This window comes from Candidatus Thiodiazotropha sp. AKAK3, from assembly GCF_058244645.1.
Window position 1 is genome coordinate 42,052 of the sequence record NZ_JBSYOQ010000066.1, and the last position, 23,517, is coordinate 65,568.

The following is a 23,517-nucleotide window of genomic DNA, read 5'->3' on the forward strand; positions in this document are numbered from 1 at the left end:
ACACTCAATATAAGGGTTCTGGACTACTCGCCCAACCTGAAAGCCTCAACCTTTTAGAAAGCTCGATATAGGGTCACCAAACCAAATATGATGACCGTCAATCCTGCTGCACGGCGAACCCGAATATCCTTGAGCCATCTCGCCAGGCTACCTGCAACCATCCCCATAGCAAAAAGATTTGGCAATGTGCCTAAGCCGAAAGCCAACATCAATCCCGCACCTTCAACAATGCCACCTGATGAAACAGTCCAGATCAACATACTGTAGACCAGACCACAGGGGATCCAGCCCCAGACAATACCCAGAACCCAAGCTTGTGCAGGGGTTTTAACCGGTAACAGTTTTCTTGCAAAGGGCTCGATACGCTTCCATAAACTGTTACCCAGATGCTCTATTCTAGACAAACCTAACCACCAACCACCTAGATAGAGACCAAGAAAGATCATGAATAATCCAGCTACGACCAACAACACCTGCTGCGCTACATAGACCGGCATCAATTGAGCCAGTAATAGGCCGAGCCCCCCCATGATCGCACCAGCCAAGACATAACTGGTAATACGACCCAAGTTATAACCAACCTGATAAGGCAGTGTCTGTATAAGTCTATCCCGTACCTGTTCCGGCAGGCCGAATGTCAAAGCACCAACGATACCACCACACATACCGGCACAATGACCACCCCCCAATAGCCCAACAACAAATGCAGCCAGATAACTTCCTGGTTCAACCATGGATTGCGCTCCCGACAATCAACCTCGATCTATCAATGATATGAGTATCATCTGTATGAATCACCAGCTGGCGACTATCAGATCGTATTTCAGAGCACATTGCAGTTAACCTCAAAAAATTGACACATTATCCGGGATTATGCTTCGATCTGGGCACAGGTACATATCGCATTGCCAATAGAATCAGGAATATGACAGGCACTCCGATTGAAGCGGTAATCAGAAAGAATGCAGGATAACCAAAACTATCCACCATCACGCCGGAAAAGCCTCCCAGGAATTTTGGCAATAACAACATTACTGAGCTGAATAGCGCATACTGGGTTGCCGAATAGGCGACATTGGTCAAACTTGAAAGATAGGCAACAAATGCAGCAGTTGCCAAGCCGGCGCTCAGATTATCTGCAGAGATCACCAGGGTCAAAAAGAAGAGGTTATATCCAACCTCAGCTAACCAGGCAAAAAGGAGATTGGTTGCCGCTGCCAATATCCCACCAATAAGTAAGATTGGCATCACACTGAAACGAGCAACCAACGTACCCCCAAGAACAGCGCCAACCAAGGTCATTACCACGCCAAACACACCGACAACCAGACCAACCTCACCCTTACTGAAACCCAGATCAACATAGAAAACGCTCGAGATAACCCCTAGCACAATATCTGAAATCCGGTAGGTGGCAATCAGGGCCAGTAACAATAGAGCCTGCCATTGGTAACGCCTGATAAAATCGACAAATGGACTGACTACCGCATCGGAAAACCAGGTCATGAATCGACGCAGCGGTTCAGGTAGCCAGGTTTGTTGCCCCAGGGCCTCCTCAACTTTGGCCTCCTGCTCTAAGGTAGCCCTATCGGGATGCACATCCGGTTCTGATATCAGCAAAACTGTCGCCACACCCACTAACATCAACAGTGCCATACTCAGATAGGCCAGGGTCCAGGCAGCAAGATGATAGCCAGTCTCAGTTGGTGCAACCCAATTCGCAATACCCAGGGCACCACCACCACTGACGATCATCGCCAAGCGATAGCCGATCATGTAGTTTGCAGCCATATACCCCTGAAACTTTACCTCAGCCGATTCGATACGGTAGGCATCGATGGCGATATCCTGGGTAGCGGAAGAAAAAGCCACCAACAGCGCAAACAGAGCAAATGAGCCTAATCCTTGTAGCGGATCAGAGAAGGCCAATCCACAAAGCCCCAGGATCACCATCATCTGGGCAAAAATCATCCATCCCCGACGACGCCCCAAACGTCTCGTCAGCCAGGGTAATTGCATACGATCGACCAATGGAGCCCAGATCCACTTGAAGCCATATGCCAGAGCCACCCAGCTCAAAAAGCCAATGGTGGAGCGGGCGACGCCAGCCTCTCGCAGCCAAAAGGAGAGGGTCCCGAAAACCAGCAACAGGGGCAATCCGGCTGAAAACCCCAAAAAGAGCATATTGCGAACGCCCGGCTGCCAATAGACTGACAATGTTTGGCGCCAATTGGATAACCTGCTGGCTGTTGACACGGATACCTCTAATCGTGAAATGATCGGGCATTATATGCTTCTGTTGGTCAATAGTCCCATTCGAGTCCGGTGAACACCCTGTCGGCTCAAAGCCCAAATTGTATGCTCTGATGACTATTTAGGTGGCGGGAGGTTACAATGCGCACCTCTCTTTAAACAGGTATTCGATCATGCAGGATTATCAACGGGAATTTCTTGACTTCGCCCTCGACGTCGGGGTACTTCGGTTTGGCGAGTTCACGCTGAAATCCGGCCGGGTCAGCCCCTATTTCTTCAACGCTGGACTCTTCAATACCGGTGCCAGTCTGGCACGATTGGGACGATACTATGCCCAGGCTATAGTCGATTCCGGAATCGAATTCGATGTACTCTACGGCCCAGCCTACAAAGGCATTCCATTGGCTGCAGTAACTGCTGCTGCGCTGCATGACCATCATGGTCTGGATCTGCCCTATGCCTTCAATCGCAAAGAGGCTAAAGATCATGGCGAGGGTGGTGTGATTGTCGGACATGCCCTGGAAGGCAGAATAATGATCATCGATGATGTCATCTCTGCAGGCACTTCAGTGCGTGAATCAGTGGAGATCATCAAGTGCGAAAGTGCCATCCCCGCCGGGGTTGTTATCGCCCTGGACCGACAAGAGCGGGGACAGGGGGAGAGATCGGCCATACAGGAAGTCGAGAGTGATTACGGCATGCCTGTCAGTGCCATAGTCAAGCTTGAACAGCTGATCGAATACCTCAGTCAGAAGGATGATGACAAGGAGGCTCTGCAGCGTATTCAAGCCTATCGTGAGAATTACGGGGTCGCATAATCTGCAATCCGGTTTGCTTCAACCTCAAGAGATCAGTTGGGCAGTGTGATTCACCCAAAAGGTAACCATCACCGTCGAAGCCGTTTTCCTCAAAAATCAGATCACAGCACTGGAATGGCGCGGTCAACTGATTTTTTTAGCTTCAAGCTCGAGATTCCTCACCACCCGGCACTCGATCTACTCCGCTTCAAGTGCCGGGAGCTACTATCCATAAATAAGCTTCAATCCAACGAGGAGGGTGACAATTTCAAACCCCCTTTTGATCCATCTATTCCCTTTAGCAATTGAGAGGTGTGCTCCGAAATAGCCACCAATCAACGATCCAGCAATCAGAACAGGCAACCACTGCCAACGTATCTCCCCCAGAAGCCCTAAAGTAATGGCCCCACTGCCATTCCAAAACACCCCAACCAGGACCAAGGTGTGCGCTACTGCACGCTGGTAGTCGAGCCCATACCAGCGCACTAGCCAGAGCGTAACAAACAGACCTGTGCCAGAAGTGAGAGAGCCGTTCAGCACACCAATCAGGAACAACCCCACTCCCCCGGCGATCATCCCTATCCGGTCACGATGAATTGCCTTGTACTCCTGCCCCAGCTGAGGACTTAGAAAAGAGTAGAGACTCAACCCCAGGGTGAGTATTCCAAGGGAGACTTCGGCGATCCGATCCGGTATCTGCAGAATTAGACTGGCGCCAAGAATGACGCCAGGTATACCGGCAGCGAGCATAAAGATCACAAACTGGCGCTCCAGCCCACCCTCGCGCAGATGTCGTATAGTGGCGCCAATCCCCAGCGCCACAGAGGCCACTTTATGGGTCGCTAAAGCGATACCGAAAGGTAATCCAAGGAAGATTAATGCAGGCAATTGCACCAATCCCGCACCGCCACCAGAGAAGGCGGAGAAGAGATTTGCCAGAATAGAAATAATGAAAAGGGTGAACTGTTCCACAAACCAGCTATCTTATGAGGTAACTCCCGAAGTATAATCGATCTTTAAGTGTAATCGGCGAAATTAGAGTCATAAGCGAGCATGGGTTTGAGAAATATCTGTACAGTTATCCTTTTATGCAGCGTCTTACCCCTAAATTGTTTTGCAGGGAAGCTTTACAAATGGACGGATGACGAAGGGCGCACCCACTATTCCGACAAATTACCACCAACAGAGACACATCGGGCACGCTCTCATTTAGATGAGCATGGCATCACGGTACAAAAGGTGGACGCGGCTAAAACTGCCGAGGAACTCAGGCAGGAGCGCGAAGAGGAGCGGCTGCGTCTGGAGCGACAGAGGGTACTGGAAAAACAGCAGGCCCTTGATAATGTGCTGTTACGCTCCTTCCGCACTGAAGATGATATTCTGATGACCCGTAATGGGCAACTACAGGCTGTAGACACGCACATCAGGGTAACCCATTCGAATATCAAACGTCTCAAATCGACTCTTGATGACATGCAACAGCATGCCGCGCAGAGAGAATTGAGCGGAAAACCTGTCTCAGCAAAGATGCAGAATGATATCGAGATCAAACGGCAGGCTTTAAAGGATGCCTACAGCTCAATTATCGATCGAGAACACCATAAAAACCGTATACGGCAATCATTCGCCCAGGACCTGAAGCGCTTTCGTGAATTGAAAAAGCTGAGTGCCAGCAACAATCCTATCAAAGAGGCCGAGTCAACCTTCAGTGACGCACTTCAAAATGTCTACGATTGCCAGGATGACAAGTCCTGTGACAAACCCTGGATATTGGCCAAGCAGTATCTTAAAAAGCACAGCACCACAGCAATCAAAATCGATGGCAAAAACATTGTGATTGCTGGCGAGCCTGTCAATGATGGCGATATCAGCATCTCCATGTCCCGTATTGAGGATCCACAAAAGGGCAGCACTGTGATTTTCATGGATCTACAATGCAAAGCTGATCCGGCAAATAGTATCCGATGCAAGAAAACATCAAAGGTATTGAAAATAAAAGAAGGGTTTCAGAAAGCACTCACCCAATAGCTGGCAGAGTGATATTCTGGTGTGGAGTATACTTTGATGGAATATGGCTGAATGCTGACCAGCAAACCCCTGATGGCCGTTAACTATCTGGAAACAGGGTTGCTGATAGAAGCCGCCACTGAATCTCCCAATGCTGCAGTGGTGATGCCTTAAATCGACTACGCAGATATTGGTGCAGCAACCCCTCTACAAGACAGGTCATCATATTGGCAGAAATTGCGCTATCCAATGCATGAGGCCTCCCTTCACTCCTCATCTCTCCTTCTCTCAGAACCTGTTTTAGCTGTGTCTCGAAGCGATCAAAAAACTGCCCGACACGAGCCAACAGGCGCTCTGTCTCACCCACCAGAACATCACCAAGTAAAACTCTGGTTATACCTGGATTCCGTTCGGAGAAAACCAATAACAGGTAGAGAATTCGTGCACATCGGGTTTGTGCATCTGAATGTTCTTTGAGAATCTGATTGATGCGAATAAAGACACTCTCTTCAGCGAAATCAATCAATCCTTCGAACATCTTGGCTTTGCTTGCAAAATGACGATAGAGTGCCGCCTCAGAAACACCAACCGCCTTACTCAGAGAAGCAGTTGTAATCCTCTCCCCAGGGTTCTGCTCAAGTTCACGAGCCAGTGCCTCGAGAATCAATTGCCTACGAGGCGCCTTCTTCTCTTTTGTCATCATCTACGCCGAATCAAGGTACCCACACCCTCATCCGTGAACAGCTCAAGTAAAACTGCATGGGGTACGCGTCCATCAATGATATGAGAGCTTCCCACTCCCGCTTTCACCGCTTCCAGAGCCGTGGCAATTTTAGGCAGCATGCCGCCGTGAATAGTCCCATCATCAATCAATTCATCGACCCTTTCAGCAGAGAGACCTGTCAGCAGACCACCGTCCTTATCAAGCAATCCCCGGGTGTTGGTCAGGAGTATCAACTTCTCTGCCTGCATAACCTCTGCGACCTTACCAGCAACCAGGTCTGCATTGATATTATAGGAGTGGCCGTCCTTGCCGACACCGATGGGTGCGATTACAGGAATAAAGTCACCCTGTATCAACATATCGACCACACTCACATCAATGCTCTCCACCTCACCAACATGCCCAATATCGATGATTTCAGGAACATCCAACTCAGGCCCGACGCGGCTGATCACCATTTTTTTTGCGTGGATCAGATCACCATCCTTACCTGTCAGCCCCACAGCCGAGCCACCAGCACGGTTGATCAGACTAACGATGTCTTTATTCACCAATCCACCCAGCACCATCTCTACAACGTCCATGGTTTCGCTGTCGGTGACTCGCATCCCCTGAACAAACTCAGAATTCTTGCCCAACCGCCCCAGTAGATCGGCAATCTGTGGACCGCCGCCATGCACAACCACAGGATTAACCCCAACCAGCTTCATCAACACCACATCCATGGCAAAACTGTTTTTTAAAGCCTCGTCGACCATGGCGTTACCGCCATATTTAATGACCAGGGTTTTACCACTAAATCGCTGGATATAGGGGAGGGCTGAGGTTAATACGTGGGCAATATTCTGCGCCTGTTCAGCTGTTAGACTCATCTTTTGGTGACAACTCAGTGAGGAAGGTTTAACTATCTATACAAAGTAGCCTGATACACACCGCTTAGAATGGCAACTCAAGGTGTGGATCGACTTTATTAAGCATATCACGGAAGATGGACTGCACCTCTGCCAACCCATCTTCAGTCTCTGCCTCAAAACGGAACAGCAGTGCCGGAGAGGTATTCGACGCTCTCACCAAGCCCCACCCCTGTTCAAATTCAGCCCTTAAACCGTCTATCTTGACCATTCTGGCTCCTGGCATGTCAGGCAACAGATCGAGTGCTTCCATCACTGTCTCGGCATACCCCTCATCAAGGCGTACAACAAATTCAGGCGTCGATAGACTATCGGGAAGCTCAGCAAATACTTCTGCACTGGTACGATAATCCAGAGAGAGAATCTCAAGCAAGCGTGCCCCAGCATATATACCATCATCAAATCCGTACCAACGTTCGGAAAAAATAATATGGCCACTGAACTCCCCAGCCAACAGTGCATGGGTCTCTTTCATCTTGGCCTTCAGCATGGAGTGGCCACTCTTCCACATTAAGGGACGACCGCCATTGGAGAGTACGATATTTGCCAGATGACGGCTGCACTTCACATCGTAAATAATGTCACCACCGGGCTCACGGGTCAGCACATCGATTGCCAAATACATCAGCAGACGATCAGGCCAGATGATATTCCCCGATGAGTCAACAACTCCCAAGCGATCTCCGTCACCATCGAACGCCAGACCTAATGCAGCCTGGTGTTCTACAACAGCCTTCTGCAAATCAGCCATATTTTTCGGGTCGCCCGGATCGGGATGGTGATTGGGAAAATCACCATCGACATCACAATAGAGCTCCACTACTTCACAACCAAGCTGGCGATAGAGCTCTGGTGCAACTACAGATGCAGCACCATTCCCACAGTCAACCACTACCTTGAGGGTTTGCCCCATTCGCACATCCGAGAGCACTCTCTCAATATAGTCTTCTATGATATCCCTGGAATCAAAAGATCCTTCACCCACCAGCAATTGATCAGCATCGATACGACGACGGAGATTTTGGATCTCCTCTGGAGAGGGGCTCTCACGCCCGATTACCATTTTCAAACCATTGTATTGAGGTGGATTGTGACTGCCGGTCACTATAACCCCACACTCCGCATCGAGTTCGTGGGCAGCAAAATGGACCAGTGGCGTTGGCACCAGTCCCAGGTCAATCACATCCCGGCCACTGGCCTGAAGTCCTTGAATGAGAGAACTTTGAAGGCTTTCACTCGATCTACGCGCATCCCGACCTACAATTACTGCGCTATGTCCCTGCTCATAAATCTCGCTGCCAATACCCTGACCAAGCACCGCAACGGCTTCCTCTGTCAGAACTTCATCCACAACACCACGGATATCATACGCACGAAAAATTGTTGGCGAGAGATCAACTGAACGGATCAATGTCTCAGAATCGGCTGGATCATGAATTACAGGAACACCCTCTTCAACAGAGATCCCCATTCCTGGCTTGTCATCAGTAGCACTCCCTCGTTTGGTGGTCGCCTTTCCGGCCTGCGTGCTACGATATTCTCTTATCTGATGCTCCATTACATCCAAGGTTGGCTGGAGATCACTGAGTTGCGCCAATTGGGATTTAGGTGGACGACCCACCACCAGCGCTTCTACCAGAGAGAGTATGCTGTGTTGATCCGCTTTTAATGCTTTGGTCATCTGTTTGGAAAGCATCAATAACAGCAAAGCGGTAAAAAGAAACAGCAACGCACCGGGAGCAATCTGCATTCCGATCTTTAGAGGATCGAGCACAGCCCCGGTACTGCTCCAATAGGCGATCTGCCAAATTGATCCAGGAATAGAAATCACACCATCCGACTGTATACCTGCTGCTGCCAACAATCCCGATCCGGCAAGCGATAAAGGCGCTTTACCAGAAATTACCTGTTGCCACTCGATACGCCCTACTGTGCTGCCGGCACTATCCAGTAACTTTTGGAACTCTTTGCTTGGAAAGGAGGCGTGAATGACCCCTTTAATCTGGCCTGCTGGCCCACGGATCGCAGCTGCAATAGCAATATGCTGGTGAGCCGTACCATACTGATGCAGTTCAGCTGGGAGCGACTGATCACTGGTTTCAGCCTGCCTCAGCAGTTGCAGTGACGCATACCCCATGTGGGGAGAGATACTCTTATCCGGCTCACTTACACCTACAGGCAGAAGACGAACCTGCAGTGCGCCAGGTACTAAATCGGTCAGTCTTTGTTGTTCACGCAGTAATTTCTCAGGGTCATTCAAGTCAAACAGCGCAGAGGTTCCAACCTGACTGGCCAACCCTCTGATCAAATCGATTTGCTGCTGAATTCCAGCACTGACAGCCTCTGCCAGGGTTTGGGCTACGGCTTTGGTATGAAACTGCTGATTGGCCTGCTTCGCATTTTGGGCCAGGTAGTAATCAGCAGCCCAAGCGGCGACGACCAGGATCAATAAGCCAAACACCCCAATCATCCAATAACCGCGAATTGTGCGCCCACTCCCTTGCTTAGCCATCTGGTCCCCATTCTTTTTTGCAAAACCCATAATAAACCCTGAATTCTATCACTACCCAGGCAGATGCTCTTCGTCATCTACAGCTCTATCATGACAACAATCTTAGATATCAATGCCTTACAGAACGACCTAAACCACCAAGCAGATTATCATGCCAAACCTTGGCCCCTAACAACAAAGCTGAGTTATTTCAGCCCACCCGGTATCTTCAGACATGAAAAACAATAGTTGTCAAAACAAGTTCAATCAGCCCGAGTTTCAGTACGATAATTGATGCCAGCATAGTGTGCAGGTCTCAATTGACTACCCCGTGAAAGAGATTCAGACAGCAAAATATTTCACCCTGATAAGAGTCGTGAATACTATTGTTGCGTTGTTGCATGATATCGTTCTGAAATTCTCGCTACGAGTTGTTGTGCCAACTGATGTTTTGACATCATGGGTAAGACTTCTCGTCCCCCTTCCCACAACAACAGTAGTTCGTTTTGATCTGACTCAAACCCCCCTTCCTTGGCACCAACTTTGTTGGCTGCAATCATTTCCACTCCTTTGGTCTGTCGTTTTGCCTCTGCATAGGCCTCCACATCGTTTGTCTCAGCGGCAAAACCGACACAAAATGGAGGCTCATCAAGACTGGCTACTTCAGCGAGTATATCTGGATTTTTTACAAGTTCCAGTGTAACTATCTCTTTATTTTTCTTAATTTTATCATGAGCAACGCTGCTAGGGCGGTAATCTGCAACAGCAGCGACCCCAATGAAGATATCCGAATCGGTCACATATGACATGACTTCAGCTCGCATCTCCTCCGCTCGCTCAACGTTGACACAGTTCACACCTGGCGGCACTGCCAATGCAACAGGACCACTTACAAGGGTTACTTCAGCACCTTGTGCTTTAAGCGCTTCGGCCAGTGCGTAACCCATTTTCCCCGAGCTGCGATTACCGATATACCGCACCGGATCGATCGGCTCCCGAGTCGATCCAGCTGTCATGAGCACATGAACACCAATCAGTGAACCCACTTCAAAGAACGCTTGTGCCAGCGCCATCAACTGCTCTGGCTCAAGCATTCGCCCTGGCCCGGTTTCACCACAAGCCTGCTCTCCAGAATCCGGCCCCCAGCTATGCACCCCACGAGCTGTAAGTCTCTTTACATTCTCCTGAGTTGCAGGGTTGAGCCACATCTGCTGATTCATTGCCGGCGCCAGTGCTATCGGCGCGATGGTAGCTAAACAGATCGTGGTCAATAGATCATCTGCCAGACCTGTCGACATTTTTGCTAAAAAATTTGCCGTTGCCGGCGCCACCAACACCAGATCCGCCCAGCGTGCCAGTGAGATATGATCCATGGCCGATTCCTGAACGGAATCGAGCAGCTCGGTATGAACCGGCTGTCCGGAGAGTGCCTGAAAGGTCAGCGGTGTGACAAATGCCTGGGCCGATGCCGTCATCACGACTCGCACCTCAGCCCCAGCTCTTTGCAGTTCGCGCAGGAGTAGTGCGCTTTTATAGGCTGCAATTCCACCAGTAACGCCTAGCAGGATTTTTTTATTTGCCAGACTGCTCATCAGTTATGTCCACACCATTCGCTCATCCCACCAAGAGTAACCCCTGGGCCTGAAAATGTTAACAAATTTGCTTTAGATGTCCCTGACAACAAAACAGGCTATGATCTCTTCTCGGTCAAACATGAGACAGGGAGGTCTTAAAATATGGCGATCACAGACTGGCCAGATGACGAGCGTCCACGGGAGAAGTTACTCCAGAAAGGCCCGGCTACACTCTCCGATGCAGAGCTACTGGCAATTTTTTTACGTACTGGTGTCAAAGGTATAACCGCCGTTGATCTTGCTCGCAACTTGTTGTCTGAGTTTGGAAGCCTTGGCGCACTGTTAAGGGCAGACCAATCCCGGTTTTGTCAGGCCAAGGGAATGGGAGTGGCCAAATTCACTCAGATTCAGGCAGCCCTTGAGATTTCGAGGCGTTATCTTCATGAACAGCTACAACACAGCGACAGTCTGACCAATCCTCAACAAACCCAGCATTATCTGCACAGCAAGCTACGCCACTATCCCTATGAGGTTTTTGCCTGCCTGTTTCTAGATAACCATCATCGGGTTATCTGTTATGAAGAGCTGTTTCGCGGCACCATCGATGGTGCCAGCGTGCATCCCAGAGAAGTAGTCAAACGCGCACTTCAACACAATGCAGCCGCGCTGATCTTTGCCCATAACCACCCTTCCGGTATTGTCGAACCCAGTCGTGCCGACAGAGCAATTACAGAACAGCTGAAAAGCGCTCTGGCTCTAGTGGACATTCGGGTGCTTGATCACATTATCATTGGCGATGGAGAGCCGGCCTCATTGGCTGAGCGGGGAATGATCTGAGAGAATCAAATCCAAATTCCCTTGATTCATAGTCTGCACTCTGATATAAATACGCGCCTTTCGCCCCCAGGGATAACAATTTTTGAGGTTTTGACTATGTCAAAAGTCTGCCAAGTAACCGGCAAGCGCCCGGTCTCGGGAAACAACGTTTCCCATGCGCACAACAAAACCAAGCGCCGTTTTCTCCCCAACCTGCATACGCATCGGTTCTGGGTTGAAAGTGAGAACCGTTGGGTTCGTCTGCGCCTTACCTCCAAAGGTATGCGCATCATTGATAAAAAGGGTATCGACTCGGTTTTATCTGAAATTCGCGCCCGTGGCGAAAAAGTCTAATCAAGGAGCATTGAGTCATGCGTGATAAAATCAAACTTGTCTCGAGCGCCGGGACTGGACATTTTTACACCACAACCAAAAACAAGCGTAATCAGCCGGGAAAGATGGAGATCAAGAAGTTCGATCCTAAGGTTCGTAAGCACGTGATGTACAAGGAGTCCAAGATCAAATAGATCTTGCACTATCCCTGGAAAAGCCCGCCACACCGGCGGGTTTTTTTATGCCAGAGATTCCTAACCAAGAGTAAAAAGCTTCTCTATGGCTAAGGTCATCCATTGACTTAAACCCGATGCAACATCAGGTTCCCTGACCGATCAACCACACACTGCCAGCCTCGCGCCAGCCAAGTGGTGGAAGCCATCTCAACAATCAAGGCGGGCCCTTCGATAGACTGCTCATCAGCCAACGCCTCTCTCTCATAACAGGGAACTGGAGTATCTTCACCTGACAGACTCAACAGCTCAACTGGCTCAGCAGGTTGAGTTGTGGCAACGCCTGGCAGCACAATATCGGCCTGAGCGCCGTGCAGCGCCACTCTTAAATTGACCAATTCGACGCTGCCATCCATTTGATGTCCATATCTGGACTTGTGTAGGGCATGAAACTCCCGCTCAGCCTGGATCTGGCTCTCCCAGGGCACATTGAGGGTGTAAGACTGGCCGAGATAACGTAAATCGACCGAGTAAGCCTGCTCAATCTCTTGCTGACTCATACCCTCTTGCAGCAGCCCCCTCCTGCCTTCTGCAGCAAGTTCTGACAACGCCTCATTGATCGACTTATCGTCCAGTGAATCCAGCAGCCCCAGTCGGGTTCTTACCAGCTGTCGCCCCGGTTTAGTAGCCAGCATACCCAGAGCAGAGAGCACCCCGGCATTTACAGGTACTAAAGCCGATCTCATTGCCAATGCATCAGCCAAGGCGCAAACGTGTAGCCCCCCTGCTCCGCCAAAGGAGACCAGTGTGTAGTCTCTGGGGTCTACACCACGTTGAACTGATGTAACCCGTAAGGCATGAGCCATATGCTCATTGGCCACACGGATAATCCCTTCCGCGACGGTCTCTATTGGCAGTGCCATCTGCTGCGCCAATCGCCCAACCGCCTCTTCGGCTGCCTGCCGCTGCAGTCTCATTCGCCCCCCAAGAAAGGCATCCTCCCGCAATCGCCCCAGTAGCAGGTTGGCGTCGGTTACAGTGGCCTCTCTGCCGCCTCTTGCATAACAGGCTGGCCCCGGATCTGCACCAGCCGACTCCGGGCCCACCAACAGCATGCCTCCGGCATCCAACCGAGCTATTGAGCCCCCACCAGCACCAATGGTATGCATATCAACCATCGGTACAGCCACCGGCCAGGGGCCGATACGACCTTCACGGGTAAGACGGGGAGCACCATCGATCAAGGCCACATCAGTGGAGGTTCCCCCCATATCCAGAGTCAGCAGTCGACTACGTCCAGACTCTGCGGCTATAAATCCAGCACCGACCAGACCACCGGCAGGCCCTGACAACAGCATACGTACTGCCTGACGCGCCGCTTGCTCCGCAGCAATTGCCTCACCTGAACTTTGCATCACTGAGAGACGGGTTCCCGGCAATCCGCAACTGAGGCGTTTGAGATATCCTGCCACCAACGGACCTACCCAGCTATTGAGCCAGGTAGCAATGCCCCGTTCATACTCCCCACTGGCAGGGAGCACTTCGGAGGAGCGGGAGCAGAAAACATCCCCTGATACCAGAGACTCGATCTGCCGCTCAAAACTATCATCCAGGTAGCTGAATAAGAGGTTGATGGCGACAGCCTGCGGGTTGAGCCGATCTATTTCTGCTTTCAGGCAGGCAAGATCATTCTTACTCAGAGGCTCAATAACCTGCCCATCACCTCCCAGACGCCCCCCAGTCTCAAGACAGTACTCAGATGGCACTGGTGGCGCGATAGCATCAGGCTGCAGGTTGTAGAGCGCCTGACGCGCCTGACGACCAATGGTCAACAGGTCAGCCAGTCCACGGTTACCAATATAGAGGGTACGAACCCCTTTTCCCTCCAGTGCTGCATTGGTGGCAACAGTGGAGCCATGTACCAAAACCAGACCGTCTGCTTCCAGTTGCAGCTCTTGAATCCCCTGCAGTATCGCCCGCTCTGGTGCCTCAGGTGTTGAGAGCACCTTGTGAATTTCTATTTTACGATCCTTGAGCAACACAAAATCGGTGAATGTGCCGCCAGTATCGACGCCCAGCAACACAGGAAATGAGGCTTGTTGATCCAGCTTTGTCATTTTCTATTCCGGCAAATATTGATAGCTATGCCGAGAGTCAGTTATTCTGCGACCTGTTTTTAGACGTTGTTAACCATGAATTTATCGGTTAAGACGTTCAAACCTATCGAGAAATGCGGATTGGTTCCAATCACAGGCCTTGCATAGCGAGCCAAGAGTGATATGTTTGGCGGGCTTCTGCAACGACTTTTTTATCTATTCCACAACAGCTTGAGTACTGCCCGTCCACCTTTATCAACAATGCTGAACCTCCTCTCAACCAACCAGCTTTGCAGAAGCTTTAATCAAGTTCAGATTGTCGAACCTCTCGACCTGCAACTCTCCAAAGGAGACATCCTTGGACTGCTGGGTCCCAATGGTGCTGGTAAATCGACCATCATGCGCATGATTTGTGGTGATCTTGCTGCGAGTGGTGGCTCAGTGGAGATCTGCGGCTTTGATCTACTTGAGCAGCCACAGCAAGCCAAAAGGCAAATCGGCTACCTGCCTGAGCGTCCTCCACTTCACCCCGATCAGACCGTCGATGAGTTCCTTGCTGATTGCGCGAGGCTTCATGGCCTGAAACGAAAACAGATAGAAGAGGCTAAACAATCGACCAAACAACAGTGTGGACTGGAAGAGTATGGCAAACGATTAATCCGTAAACTCTCCAAAGGCTATCAGCAGCGGGTTGGCCTGGCACAAGCCATTATTCATGACCCCAGGCTGCTCATTCTCGATGAGCCGAGCGATGGTCTGGACCCGGCTCAGATCCGTCAATTGCGGGAATTGATCCGCACACTGGCCACTGACAAGGCTGTCATTCTCTCCAGCCATATCCTGCCGGAGATTCAAGCCACCTGTAACCGGGTGGTTATCCTGCAGCAGGGCAAAACCGTCTATAGCGGAGAGATCACGCCAGCCGATCAGTCCTACTACCGACTGGGCCTTGAACAAAATCCCCTGGAGTCTGAAATCGCAGCACTACCGGCAATTGCCTCTGCCGAGCAGTTACACACTGACTATTTTCTGATAACCCTCGAGCAGGGGTGCCGGCCCAGTGAGTGTCTGCAACAGATACTTAGCCGAGGCTGGCAAGTATGTGAGCTATCCCCCGAAACCCGCAGTCTGGAGCAGCTTTTCCTGCAAGCCACCACAGGAGGCGCTCAATGAGCTGGCCTCTTGCCTCGATTGAGTGGCGGCGATTGATGCGCACCCCCCTTGCCTGGAGTTTGCTCGCGCTCTGCTTATGTCTGCTCAGCTGGCAGTTTCTCGGCACCCTGGAATCCTTCAGCGGCATGCAGACAGAGCATAGGAAACTGGGTCTCAGTCACCACCTCAGCCTGCAGCTGTATGGACTGACTGCAGTTCTGATTCTGATCATCACGCCGATACTTACCGCCCGCACTTTCAGTGATTCATTCCGCATTGGAAGCTATGCACTATTGAGCAGCGCACCACTTTCTAACAGCAACATCCTCCTCGGTAAATTTTTTGGCGTGCTGCTGTTTCTCGCTCTTATCGTCGCAATACCGCTGTTACTCAGCCTAAGCCTTTCCGGAGGTACACGACTTGATCTCGGGCTACTTATGGCCGCCGCCATCGGCCTGTTGTTGTTGAGTGCCAGCTTCACGGCTATTGGGCTCTATTTTTCCACCTTGAGTGACAATCCTGGGGTTGCTGCAGCTGGAAGCTATGGCTTGTTGATGTTGATTTCCCTGTTGGATCAACAGACAGATGGCAGTAGTTTCATACATTGGCTGGCGTGGCCCTCACACTACCTGGATCTTCAACTGGGGCTGGTTCGCCTCAGTGATTTGTCCTATTTCCTGCTTCTGGCCCTGTTCTTTCTGGGACTGGCCCTACACAGACTGGACAGACTGCGGAGGGGATGATGGGCTGGCTAAAGATAGGATTCAACGACCTGCTGTTTTATCTGCTGATGCTGATCATCCTGATACTACTGGCCTGGCTGAGTGGTCGATACGATTTTCATTGGGATTTGACCCACCAGGGGAGCAACAGTCTCAGTCCGGTCAGCATTGAGACCATTCAACGCACCCCTGGCCCCCTGACCGTTATAGCCTATGTACCGGAAACCACTAAGCTGCGTGATCAGGTTCGTCGCTTTATCGGCCGTTACCAATACCTGAAACCAGATATCGAACTGACTTTTATAGATCCCCTGCGCCACCCCGATCAGACCCGCCGGCAGGGGATCAGCCTCTCAGGAGAGATCCTGCTCAGTTACAACCAGCGGGAAGAGCGTATACAGCGACTGGATGAGGAGCAATTTACCAACGCTGTATTGCGACTGGGGCAGACAGATAGACGCTGGGTTGCCGGATTGACAGGCCATGGCGAGCGCGACCTGCTGGGCAAGGCCAATCATGATCTCGGTGACTTTGGCGCCACCCTGAAACAGCAGGGTTATCAGGTGATCGGCATTGACCTGGCCACCACGCCAACCCCGCCCGACAATACGGCTTTACTGATTATAGCTTCACCACAAAGAGCCTTGCTCGCTGTCGAGATTGCGCGCCTCAGGAGCTATCTGGCAAAAGGCGGCAACCTGCTGCTGCTTAGTGAACCTGAGAGTCAGGTTGGCGACTCACTGATGCGACAGCTGACTGGTATAAAACAGCTTCCTGGTACTATTGTTGATGCCAATGTGAAAGAGCTTGGCATCGATAACCCAGCGATTGCCCTGGTACCCAGATATCCTGATCACAAGGCCATGCAAGGATTCAACCTGCTGACCCTGTTTCCTCAGGCTGCGGCGCTTCAGATTCCAAAACAGAGCATGTGGACCCCCACCCCTATCCTGCAGACGCAGGAGAGGAGCTGGAACGAAACAGGATCACTCCAGGGTGAAATCGAACGCAACCCACTGTCAGGCGAGGAACCGGGGCCATTAACGCTCGGTGTGACGCTCACTCGACAGCTTGATGATCAACAGCAGCGCATCCTGGTCATTGGCGATGGTGACTTTCTATCCAATAGTTTTCTCAGCAATGCCGGCAACCTGGATCTGGGGCTGACCATCAGTCGTTGGCTTGTCGGTGATGACCAGCTGATAGGTATTCCAGTAACTGAAGCCAGTGACCGGGAGTTGCACCTCTCTCAACTTGCTATCGGAGTGATTGGTTTCGGCTCTCTCATCGTCGCACCAATTCTGTTACTGTTGTTCGGTGGTTTGATGATGTGGCGTCGAAATCGCGCTTAGGTCTGAATGACTCTGTTTGGTTCGAGTTTGCGAATGAACTACACTCTCAGACCTGAATATAAGATCAAAAAATCATCTTCACCTGTTCCTGAGTGAAGATGCAGGTAGCCCGGCAACAGCCTAGGGTCTACCAAAGCCGAATAACTGATTCCACACGGATAACATGCAACGCCAGCTGCGAACCAACCTGACCTTATTACTTGTCATCGGCCTCCTGACAGCAGTGGTGTGGTGGTCGCAACCTGCAGCTGTAACCCCTCTCAGCCAACTCTTACCGCAACAGATCACCAGAGTAGAACTCAGCGGCCCAGCAAGAGAGACCATCACCATGACACTTACCGGGGATCAGTGGATGATAGGAGAACGTGCTGGAATCAACTCAAGAGTCAAACAACTTCTGGAGATCTGCCGAACAGAAAGCCTTCGTCATTTCCCCGCCCCAGCAGAACTCAAACCTTTCGGATTGGATCAACCCAACCTGATACTACGCCTTAACCAGACGCAGTTTTCATTTGGCACAACCGACCCGATCAATGGCTGGCGGTATGTATTGCACAGGGGTGAGATTCATCTGATCGGTAACGGATTCCAGCACCATCTGATCGCTCCCATTGATGCCTGGCTGGAGAGTCGGGATGCCTGAACTTCCCGAAGTGGAGACAACACGTCTCGGTATCTCTCCCCACATCACCGGCAAACGGGTCAAACAAGTAGTGATTCGTCATCCCCGACTTCGCTGGCCTATTCCTGAAGAGCTGCCCCAGCTACTTACTGGCCGCAAGCTGCTCGCGGTAGCCAGACGAGGTAAATACCTGCTGTTGAGCTTTCATCATGGCACCCTGATCCTACATTTGGGTATGTCAGGCAGTCTACGCATTGTCGATCCGTCAAGCCCTGCACAAAAACATGACCACTTCGACCTGCAACTCAGTAGTGGAAAGCAGCTCAGACTTAGGGACCCCCGCCGATTTGGTGCGGTACTCTGGACCGACAAACCACCAACCCAACACCCACTGATCGCCAACCTGGGCCCGGAGCCTTTAGCAGATGAATTCAGTGGGGAGTATCTGCACAGCCGGGGGAGCAGTCGCCGTATTCCTGTTAAACAACTGATTATGGACAGTAAAACCGTCGTCGGGGTAGGGAACATTTATGCCAGCGAGTCCCTGTTCAAATCTGGCATCCATCCTACCCGTCCCAGTAACCGGATCTCTGGTGAGCGATACCAACGACTCGCCCTGGCAATAGAGGAGACTCTGAATGCAGCAATAGCTCAAGGAGGTACAACATTGCGCGATTTCCGCAGAGAGGATGGTAAACCGGGTTATTTCGCACAACAGCTGCAAGTCTATGGAAAAGCTGGTGAACCCTGCCCTGTCTGTGGCAATCCGATCCATAGCAAGGCCATAGCACAGCGATCAACTTTCTTCTGTAAAGCATGTCAGCACTGAGATCTCAAGGAGATGCCCCATTGATTTCTACTGAGCTCTCATCTAGCATGCGCTGGTTTGCTCTAACTGACATCGCCAATGGATATTAAAAGCCTACGCCAACTCATAGCCGATGACATGGATGCTGTCGATAAATTGATCATTCAACAACTCAAGTCTGATGTTGTGCTGATCAATCAGATTGGAGCTTACATCGTACATAGCGGTGGCAAACGTCTGCGACCCATGATCGTACTGCTGGCCGCAAGAGCATGTGGCTATAGCGGTGATAAGCATATCAACCTTGCCTCCATAATCGAATTCATCCACACCGCCACCCTGCTGCACGATGATGTCGTCGATGGTTCAGATCTGCGTCGCAACAGAGAGACTGCCAATGCGGTCTGGGGTAACGAGGCCAGCGTGCTGGTTGGGGATTTTCTCTACTCCCGCTCATTTGAAATGATGGTGGAAGTTGGACGGATGCCCGTTATGGACATCCTCTCACATGCAACCAATCGCATCGCCGAAGGCGAGGTTCTACAGTTGCTCAATGTACACAACCCAGACACCAGCGAATCTGACTACATGGAAGTGATCAAGCGTAAAACCGCCACCCTGTTCGAGGCTGGCTCGCGACTTGGTGGCGTAATCTCAGAGGCCCCCCAGGAACAGCAACAGGCCTTGGCCGACTACGGCCTTCACCTGGGTATCGCTTTCCAGCTGGTGGATGATGCCCTCGATTACCACTCAAGTAATGATGATATCGGCAAGAATATCGGCGACGACCTGGCTGAGGGTAAACCCACCCTGCCATTGATCCAGGCGATGAAAAAGTCAGATGAGAAACAACGCCAACGACTTGCCTCGGTCATCGAGAATGGCGGATTGGAAGAGATCGATTTCGTCATGCAGGCTATCCAGGAGAGTGATTCGATTGCCTATACAATGCAGCTTGCACAGCAACAGGCGCAGCTCGCAAAACAGGCACTGGAATCGATACCGAACAACCCATACCGAGAGGCACTGGCTGAGCTGGCCGACTACTCAGTTGCCAGAACCCATTGATCAGCCCAGGCTATTCCTATACCATTTTCGGCTCTCTGTAACGGCCATAGATTCGGGGTGTAGCTCAGCCTGGTAGAGCACTGCCTTCGGGAGGCAGGGGCCGGAGGTTCGAATCCTCTCACCCCGACCAGCATATTCAATTCGATAACTATCGATCTACCATCCCTACTTGTTGCGATACCAGGATTGCGTGGCATTAGTGGAGTATCACAGCAACAGATAGAGTTACTCACTTCCCACTACAAGCTACTGATTGCTCTCAATTCTGAGTCAAATACAGTAAATATCTGAATAGCTGCGTTTTTTCTGTTATAGTGGTCAATTCGAGGCGCCTTACCGGTTAGCGCCTGCACGATCAACAGATCGCCGAAATAGCTTAAGCCGTCGCTTATCCCTCATTCGGGACAATGCTTCCCGCTTGATCACAGAATTCTTTTTTACAGCCCGGACCGGCTCCCGCCAGCAGATGCTGATGCAGGGAGGGCACGACCGGAGTACCTTTTATAGTTCCAATCAGACACCCGAAAACTGTTTTTCGGATGTTCGCCAGAGGTTAGAGTTCGCTCTACACCTCCTGAAAAATCCCAAATATTTACAATAACCAGCTAACAGTTCCATAGGTATGGTGCTGCCTGTCGGTTATGGAGCACAATTTTATGTCATTTGAAAACCTCGGCCTTTCGGCTGAACTCCTGCGCGCAGTCAGCGAGCAGGGCTACTCTGAAGCCACGCCTATTCAAAGTAAGGCGATACCTGTCATCCTTAGTGGTAAGGATGTCATGGCCGGTGCCCAGACCGGTACCGGAAAAACTGCTGGTTTCACCCTGCCTCTTTTGCAACGCTTATCTGAAAAAACAGTTAACAATGGCCGCCGCCCTGTCAGGGCTCTGGTCTTGACCCCTACCCGGGAACTGGCAGCTCAGGTAGCGGCCAGTGTAGAGACTTATGGTCGCCACCTTCCACTTCGTTCAGCAGTGGTGTTTGGTGGTGTCAAAATCAATCCCCAGATAGAGAAGTTGCGTCGCGGAGTCGACATTCTGGTTGCCACACCAGGCCGCCTATTGGACCACGCCAGTCAAAAAACTGTGGACCTCTCACAGATTGAGATATTGGTTCTGGATGAAGCCGATCGTATGCTGGACATGGGATTCATACATGACATACGCAAAGTCCTGGCACTTTTACCCACTAACAGCACTCGCCAAAATCTTCTTTTCTCCGCCACCTTCTCCAGTGATATCAAAAAACTGGCCGACCGTTTATTGGATCGTCCTGAGCTGATCGAAGTTGCCCGTAGAAACACAACGGCTGAACGGATCAAGCAAGTTATCCATCGTGTCGATAAAAATCGCAAGAGAGAGATGCTGAGCTATATGATCGGCTCACAAAACTGGCGCCAGGTATTGGTCTTTACCCGCACCAAACATGGTGCGAATCGTCTGGCACAACAGCTGGAAAAGGATGGACTCAGCGCATCGGCAATCCACGGCAATAAAAGTCAGGGTGCCCGCACACGCGCACTCGCCAGCTTTAAAAATGGTGACGTACGGGTTCTCGTTGCCACTGACATTGCAGCACGCGGCCTGGACATCGACCAGCTTCCACATGTTGTAAATTACGAATTGCCCAACGTCCCTGAGGATTACGTGCATCGAATCGGTCGCACAGGACGTGCTGGGAATGAAGGTGAAGCCATCTCACTGGTATGCGTTGATGAACTCAAGTTACTGAAGGATATTGAGCGTCTGCTGAAAAAACCGATTCCTGAGGTTGTTATTGAGGGCTATGAACCAGACCCAGCGATAAAAGCGGCTCCTCTAAAAAAACAGAGCAACAACAACCCTCAACGTAGAAACGGTAGGCGGCCTGAAAACAGAACCAAAGCGAGTAACAACAACGCTAAAAAATCTGCTAACTCGCAGCAGCAACACTCAAAGTCGAAAGAAGCTGGTGAAAAACAGTTATCCACCAAGGCACCACATAAACATAAGCGGCGCACTCAGAGTGGAAATAGAAGCAACACCTCTAATCAGCACCCACGCCCAAGCAGAAGAAGAGAGACTGCAGCGCTACTAGGTGGCGGCTATAGTGATGAGTGATCCGGCGGCTTGCCTGAACACCGACACGTATTATTCACTGACAAATATCTTTTTGTAATCCAGCCATACGGGTGGAGGTTGAGACAACCTCCACCCACTGCTACTTACCAATAGAGCGGAACGCCAACATCGATCAGAATACTTCCGTAGCCTTCATCCATCCCCCCCTGTGGTTTAGCAACAGATCGTGCGTATCCCTTTCCTGAATGGAGAATAGAGCTACCATAAGAATCACCAATGCCAGGCTGAATGGCAGTAGGCTGTGAGGAAGAATCAGCTAGACCATCATAAAGATCAGGATTATTTCCAGTCACATCAAATGCACCAGCATATAGATTGGTTGACAGGATCATAGCCGCAGCAAGCATAATTTTTTTCATCTCAATCTCCTCGTATGTTCAAATTTAATGCAGTTAATTCTGCTTTCAATTCTATTTACGCATGCAACTGGAGAATGGATTCGATTATGTTTATAAAGTCAGCTGCAAATATCAAGGTCTGTAGGGTGCGGCCCTGCCGCACCATACCCAACTGAAATGAAAACCACCTAATACGCAGACAACAGACGTTGTCAGGAACGAAAAAAACAATCGGTATTTACGTGGAACCCTCACCCTACATCATCGCACTATTATAAACCTGGCGATCCAAGCATAATAGTTTGCCTGCCATATAGGTTAAACCAACCTAAACTCCCCCAACAATAGATAAGGGAGATCGAAGAGCAATAAAAAACGGACTGATTTCTACCCGCTTCTAGTAATTAGGCAGTTGATAATCTTGGAAACAATCTATACATTTTTACTCGCATCCCTGCTTTTATGTATTGCGCCAGGCCCAGACAATATTTTTGTTTTGACTCAATCGGCACTTCATGGAGCTAAAAAAGGAGTGCTTGTTACACTGGGGCTCTGCACTGGCCTGATCGTCCATACCACAGCTGTTGCGCTTGGGGTTGCAGCGCTTGTAAAAGCATCACCCGTAGCTTTCAATCTGCTTAAATACATGGGTGCCTTTTATCTTCTCTATCTCGCCTGGAAAGCCTTTACTGCATCATTGAATCCTTTGGGTAGATTTCAAGATAGCAGACTATCTGACCTCCAGTTCTTTGGGCGTGGCGTCATTATGAATATAACCAATCCCAAGGTAACCATATTCTTTCTCGCCTTTTTACCACAGTTCACCAACCCCGATCAGGGTGGCATGATTCAGCAGATATTTCTCCTGGGCTTTATATTTATCCTGATAACCCTAATGATATTTGGCGCTGTGGCAGTAATGGCTGGCACATTGGGCTCTTGGCTTAATCACTCACCCAAAGCTCAGTTTTATCTCAATCGTGTAGCAGGATTGGTATATATTGCACTTGTTCTGAATCTGCTTTTTGGTCGCACCCTGTAGGTTATCAGCTTGCGAAGTATCTGGATTCCAACTTGCATCCAATGTCGATACTTATGCTCTGGTTTGCATGTAGGGTGCCGGCCCTGCCGCACCATGCCCAACTGAAATGAAAACCACC

Annotated in this window: 22 protein-coding genes and 1 tRNA gene; 14 read left to right on the plus strand and 9 right to left on the minus strand. The window is 50.5% G+C overall.

Annotated features, from left to right (window positions below):
• Positions 1 to 53: 53 nt before the first annotated feature.
• On the minus strand, positions 54 to 734 hold the full coding sequence (locus AC4IE7_RS17120; protein WP_490778079.1) for a sulfite exporter TauE/SafE family protein: 681 nt from the start codon (positions 732 to 734) through the stop codon (positions 54 to 56).
• 127 nt (positions 735 to 861) lie between these two features.
• The gene (locus AC4IE7_RS17125; protein ID WP_490778080.1) at positions 862 to 2,256 is read right to left on the minus strand and encodes an AmpG family muropeptide MFS transporter; all 1,395 of its coding nucleotides are present in this window, start codon (positions 2,254 to 2,256) and stop codon (positions 862 to 864) included.
• 170 nt (positions 2,257 to 2,426) lie between these two features.
• Between AC4IE7_RS17125 and pyrE the strand changes: the two genes are divergently transcribed.
• Positions 2,427 to 3,071, plus strand: coding sequence for an orotate phosphoribosyltransferase (gene pyrE, locus AC4IE7_RS17130; RefSeq protein WP_490778081.1), 645 nt, complete (start codon positions 2,427 to 2,429; stop codon positions 3,069 to 3,071).
• A 204-nt stretch (positions 3,072 to 3,275) separates the two neighbouring features.
• On the opposite strand, the gene AC4IE7_RS17135 is transcribed toward pyrE, so the two are convergent.
• Positions 3,276 to 4,022: a sulfite exporter TauE/SafE family protein gene (locus AC4IE7_RS17135; RefSeq protein ID WP_490778082.1), complete on the minus strand. Its 747-nt coding sequence runs from the start codon at positions 4,020 to 4,022 to the stop codon at positions 3,276 to 3,278.
• Between the two features lie 81 nt (positions 4,023 to 4,103).
• On the opposite strand from AC4IE7_RS17135, the gene AC4IE7_RS17140 reads away from it, so the two are divergent.
• Positions 4,104 to 5,078: a DUF4124 domain-containing protein gene (locus AC4IE7_RS17140; protein WP_490778083.1), complete on the plus strand. Its 975-nt coding sequence runs from the start codon at positions 4,104 to 4,106 to the stop codon at positions 5,076 to 5,078.
• Positions 5,079 to 5,157: 79 nt separating this feature from the next.
• On the opposite strand, the gene slmA is transcribed toward AC4IE7_RS17140, so the two are convergent.
• From slmA to coaBC, 4 genes are all read right to left on the minus strand, one after another.
• On the minus strand, positions 5,158 to 5,760 hold the full coding sequence (gene slmA / locus AC4IE7_RS17145) for a nucleoid occlusion factor SlmA (RefSeq protein WP_490778084.1): 603 nt from the start codon (positions 5,758 to 5,760) through the stop codon (positions 5,158 to 5,160).
• Complete coding sequence (gene argB, locus AC4IE7_RS17150) at positions 5,757 to 6,653, minus strand: acetylglutamate kinase (protein ID WP_490778085.1); 897 nt, start codon at positions 6,651 to 6,653, stop codon at positions 5,757 to 5,759. The genes slmA and argB overlap by 4 nt, the downstream gene beginning before the upstream one ends.
• Positions 6,654 to 6,717: 64 nt before the next feature.
• Positions 6,718 to 9,204: a phosphomannomutase/phosphoglucomutase gene (locus AC4IE7_RS17155; RefSeq protein WP_490778086.1), complete on the minus strand. Its 2,487-nt coding sequence runs from the start codon at positions 9,202 to 9,204 to the stop codon at positions 6,718 to 6,720.
• 362 nt (positions 9,205 to 9,566) lie between these two features.
• On the minus strand, positions 9,567 to 10,775 hold the full coding sequence (gene coaBC / locus AC4IE7_RS17160; RefSeq protein ID WP_490778087.1) for a bifunctional phosphopantothenoylcysteine decarboxylase/phosphopantothenate--cysteine ligase CoaBC: 1,209 nt from the start codon (positions 10,773 to 10,775) through the stop codon (positions 9,567 to 9,569).
• Between the two features lie 144 nt (positions 10,776 to 10,919).
• Here coaBC and radC point away from each other — a divergent pair, with 144 nt between their 5' ends.
• The 3 genes from radC (at position 10,920) to rpmG (ending at position 12,100) form a co-directional block, all read left to right on the plus strand.
• Positions 10,920 to 11,594, plus strand: coding sequence for a RadC family protein (gene radC, locus AC4IE7_RS17165; RefSeq protein WP_490778088.1), 675 nt, complete (start codon positions 10,920 to 10,922; stop codon positions 11,592 to 11,594).
• Between the two features lie 96 nt (positions 11,595 to 11,690).
• Complete coding sequence (gene rpmB, locus AC4IE7_RS17170; RefSeq protein ID WP_490778089.1) at positions 11,691 to 11,927, plus strand: 50S ribosomal protein L28; 237 nt, start codon at positions 11,691 to 11,693, stop codon at positions 11,925 to 11,927.
• Between the two features lie 17 nt (positions 11,928 to 11,944).
• Positions 11,945 to 12,100 (plus strand): 50S ribosomal protein L33, encoded by a 156-nt coding sequence (gene rpmG / locus AC4IE7_RS17175; RefSeq protein WP_068990016.1) that lies wholly within the window; start codon positions 11,945 to 11,947, stop codon positions 12,098 to 12,100.
• Positions 12,101 to 12,207: 107 nt separating this feature from the next.
• Here rpmG and AC4IE7_RS17180 read toward each other — a convergent pair whose 3' ends face one another.
• A complete protein-coding gene (locus AC4IE7_RS17180) occupies positions 12,208 to 14,196 on the minus strand; it encodes a hydantoinase/oxoprolinase family protein (RefSeq protein WP_490778090.1) in 1,989 nt (662 codons plus the stop codon).
• A 162-nt stretch (positions 14,197 to 14,358) separates the two neighbouring features.
• Between AC4IE7_RS17180 and AC4IE7_RS17185 the strand changes: the two genes are divergently transcribed.
• From AC4IE7_RS17185 to AC4IE7_RS17220, 8 genes are all read left to right on the plus strand, one after another.
• Positions 14,359 to 15,348 (plus strand): ABC transporter ATP-binding protein, encoded by a 990-nt coding sequence (locus tag AC4IE7_RS17185; protein ID WP_490778091.1) that lies wholly within the window; start codon positions 14,359 to 14,361, stop codon positions 15,346 to 15,348.
• The gene (locus AC4IE7_RS17190; protein ID WP_490778092.1) at positions 15,345 to 16,070 is read left to right on the plus strand and encodes an ABC transporter permease; all 726 of its coding nucleotides are present in this window, start codon (positions 15,345 to 15,347) and stop codon (positions 16,068 to 16,070) included. The genes AC4IE7_RS17185 and AC4IE7_RS17190 overlap by 4 nt, the downstream gene beginning before the upstream one ends.
• A complete protein-coding gene (locus AC4IE7_RS17195; protein WP_490778093.1) occupies positions 16,067 to 17,401 on the plus strand; it encodes a GldG family protein in 1,335 nt (444 codons plus the stop codon). The genes AC4IE7_RS17190 and AC4IE7_RS17195 overlap by 4 nt, the downstream gene beginning before the upstream one ends.
• A 163-nt stretch (positions 17,402 to 17,564) precedes the next feature.
• Positions 17,565 to 18,044 carry a hypothetical protein gene (locus AC4IE7_RS17200; protein WP_490778094.1) on the plus strand — a complete coding sequence of 160 codons (480 nt, stop codon included), beginning with the start codon at positions 17,565 to 17,567 and terminating at the stop codon, positions 18,042 to 18,044.
• On the plus strand, positions 18,037 to 18,852 hold the full coding sequence (gene mutM, locus AC4IE7_RS17205; RefSeq protein ID WP_490778095.1) for a bifunctional DNA-formamidopyrimidine glycosylase/DNA-(apurinic or apyrimidinic site) lyase: 816 nt from the start codon (positions 18,037 to 18,039) through the stop codon (positions 18,850 to 18,852). Before AC4IE7_RS17200 ends, mutM begins: the two co-directional genes overlap by 8 nt.
• Before the next feature lie 78 nt (positions 18,853 to 18,930).
• A complete protein-coding gene (locus AC4IE7_RS17210) occupies positions 18,931 to 19,899 on the plus strand; it encodes a polyprenyl synthetase family protein (RefSeq protein ID WP_490778096.1) in 969 nt (322 codons plus the stop codon).
• A 53-nt stretch (positions 19,900 to 19,952) separates the two neighbouring features.
• A tRNA-Pro gene (locus tag AC4IE7_RS17215) sits at positions 19,953 to 20,029 on the plus strand.
• Positions 20,030 to 20,555: 526 nt separating this feature from the next.
• Positions 20,556 to 21,998, plus strand: coding sequence for a DEAD/DEAH box helicase (locus tag AC4IE7_RS17220; protein ID WP_490778097.1), 1,443 nt, complete (start codon positions 20,556 to 20,558; stop codon positions 21,996 to 21,998).
• A gap of 104 nt (positions 21,999 to 22,102) precedes the next feature.
• Here the strand turns inward: AC4IE7_RS17220 and AC4IE7_RS17225 are convergent, their stop codons facing one another.
• A complete protein-coding gene (locus AC4IE7_RS17225) occupies positions 22,103 to 22,378 on the minus strand; it encodes a hypothetical protein (protein ID WP_490778098.1) in 276 nt (91 codons plus the stop codon).
• A 400-nt stretch (positions 22,379 to 22,778) separates the two neighbouring features.
• Between AC4IE7_RS17225 and AC4IE7_RS17230 the strand changes: the two genes are divergently transcribed.
• Complete coding sequence (locus AC4IE7_RS17230; RefSeq protein ID WP_490778099.1) at positions 22,779 to 23,399, plus strand: LysE family translocator; 621 nt, start codon at positions 22,779 to 22,781, stop codon at positions 23,397 to 23,399.
• Positions 23,400 to 23,517: the final 118 nt, after the last annotated feature.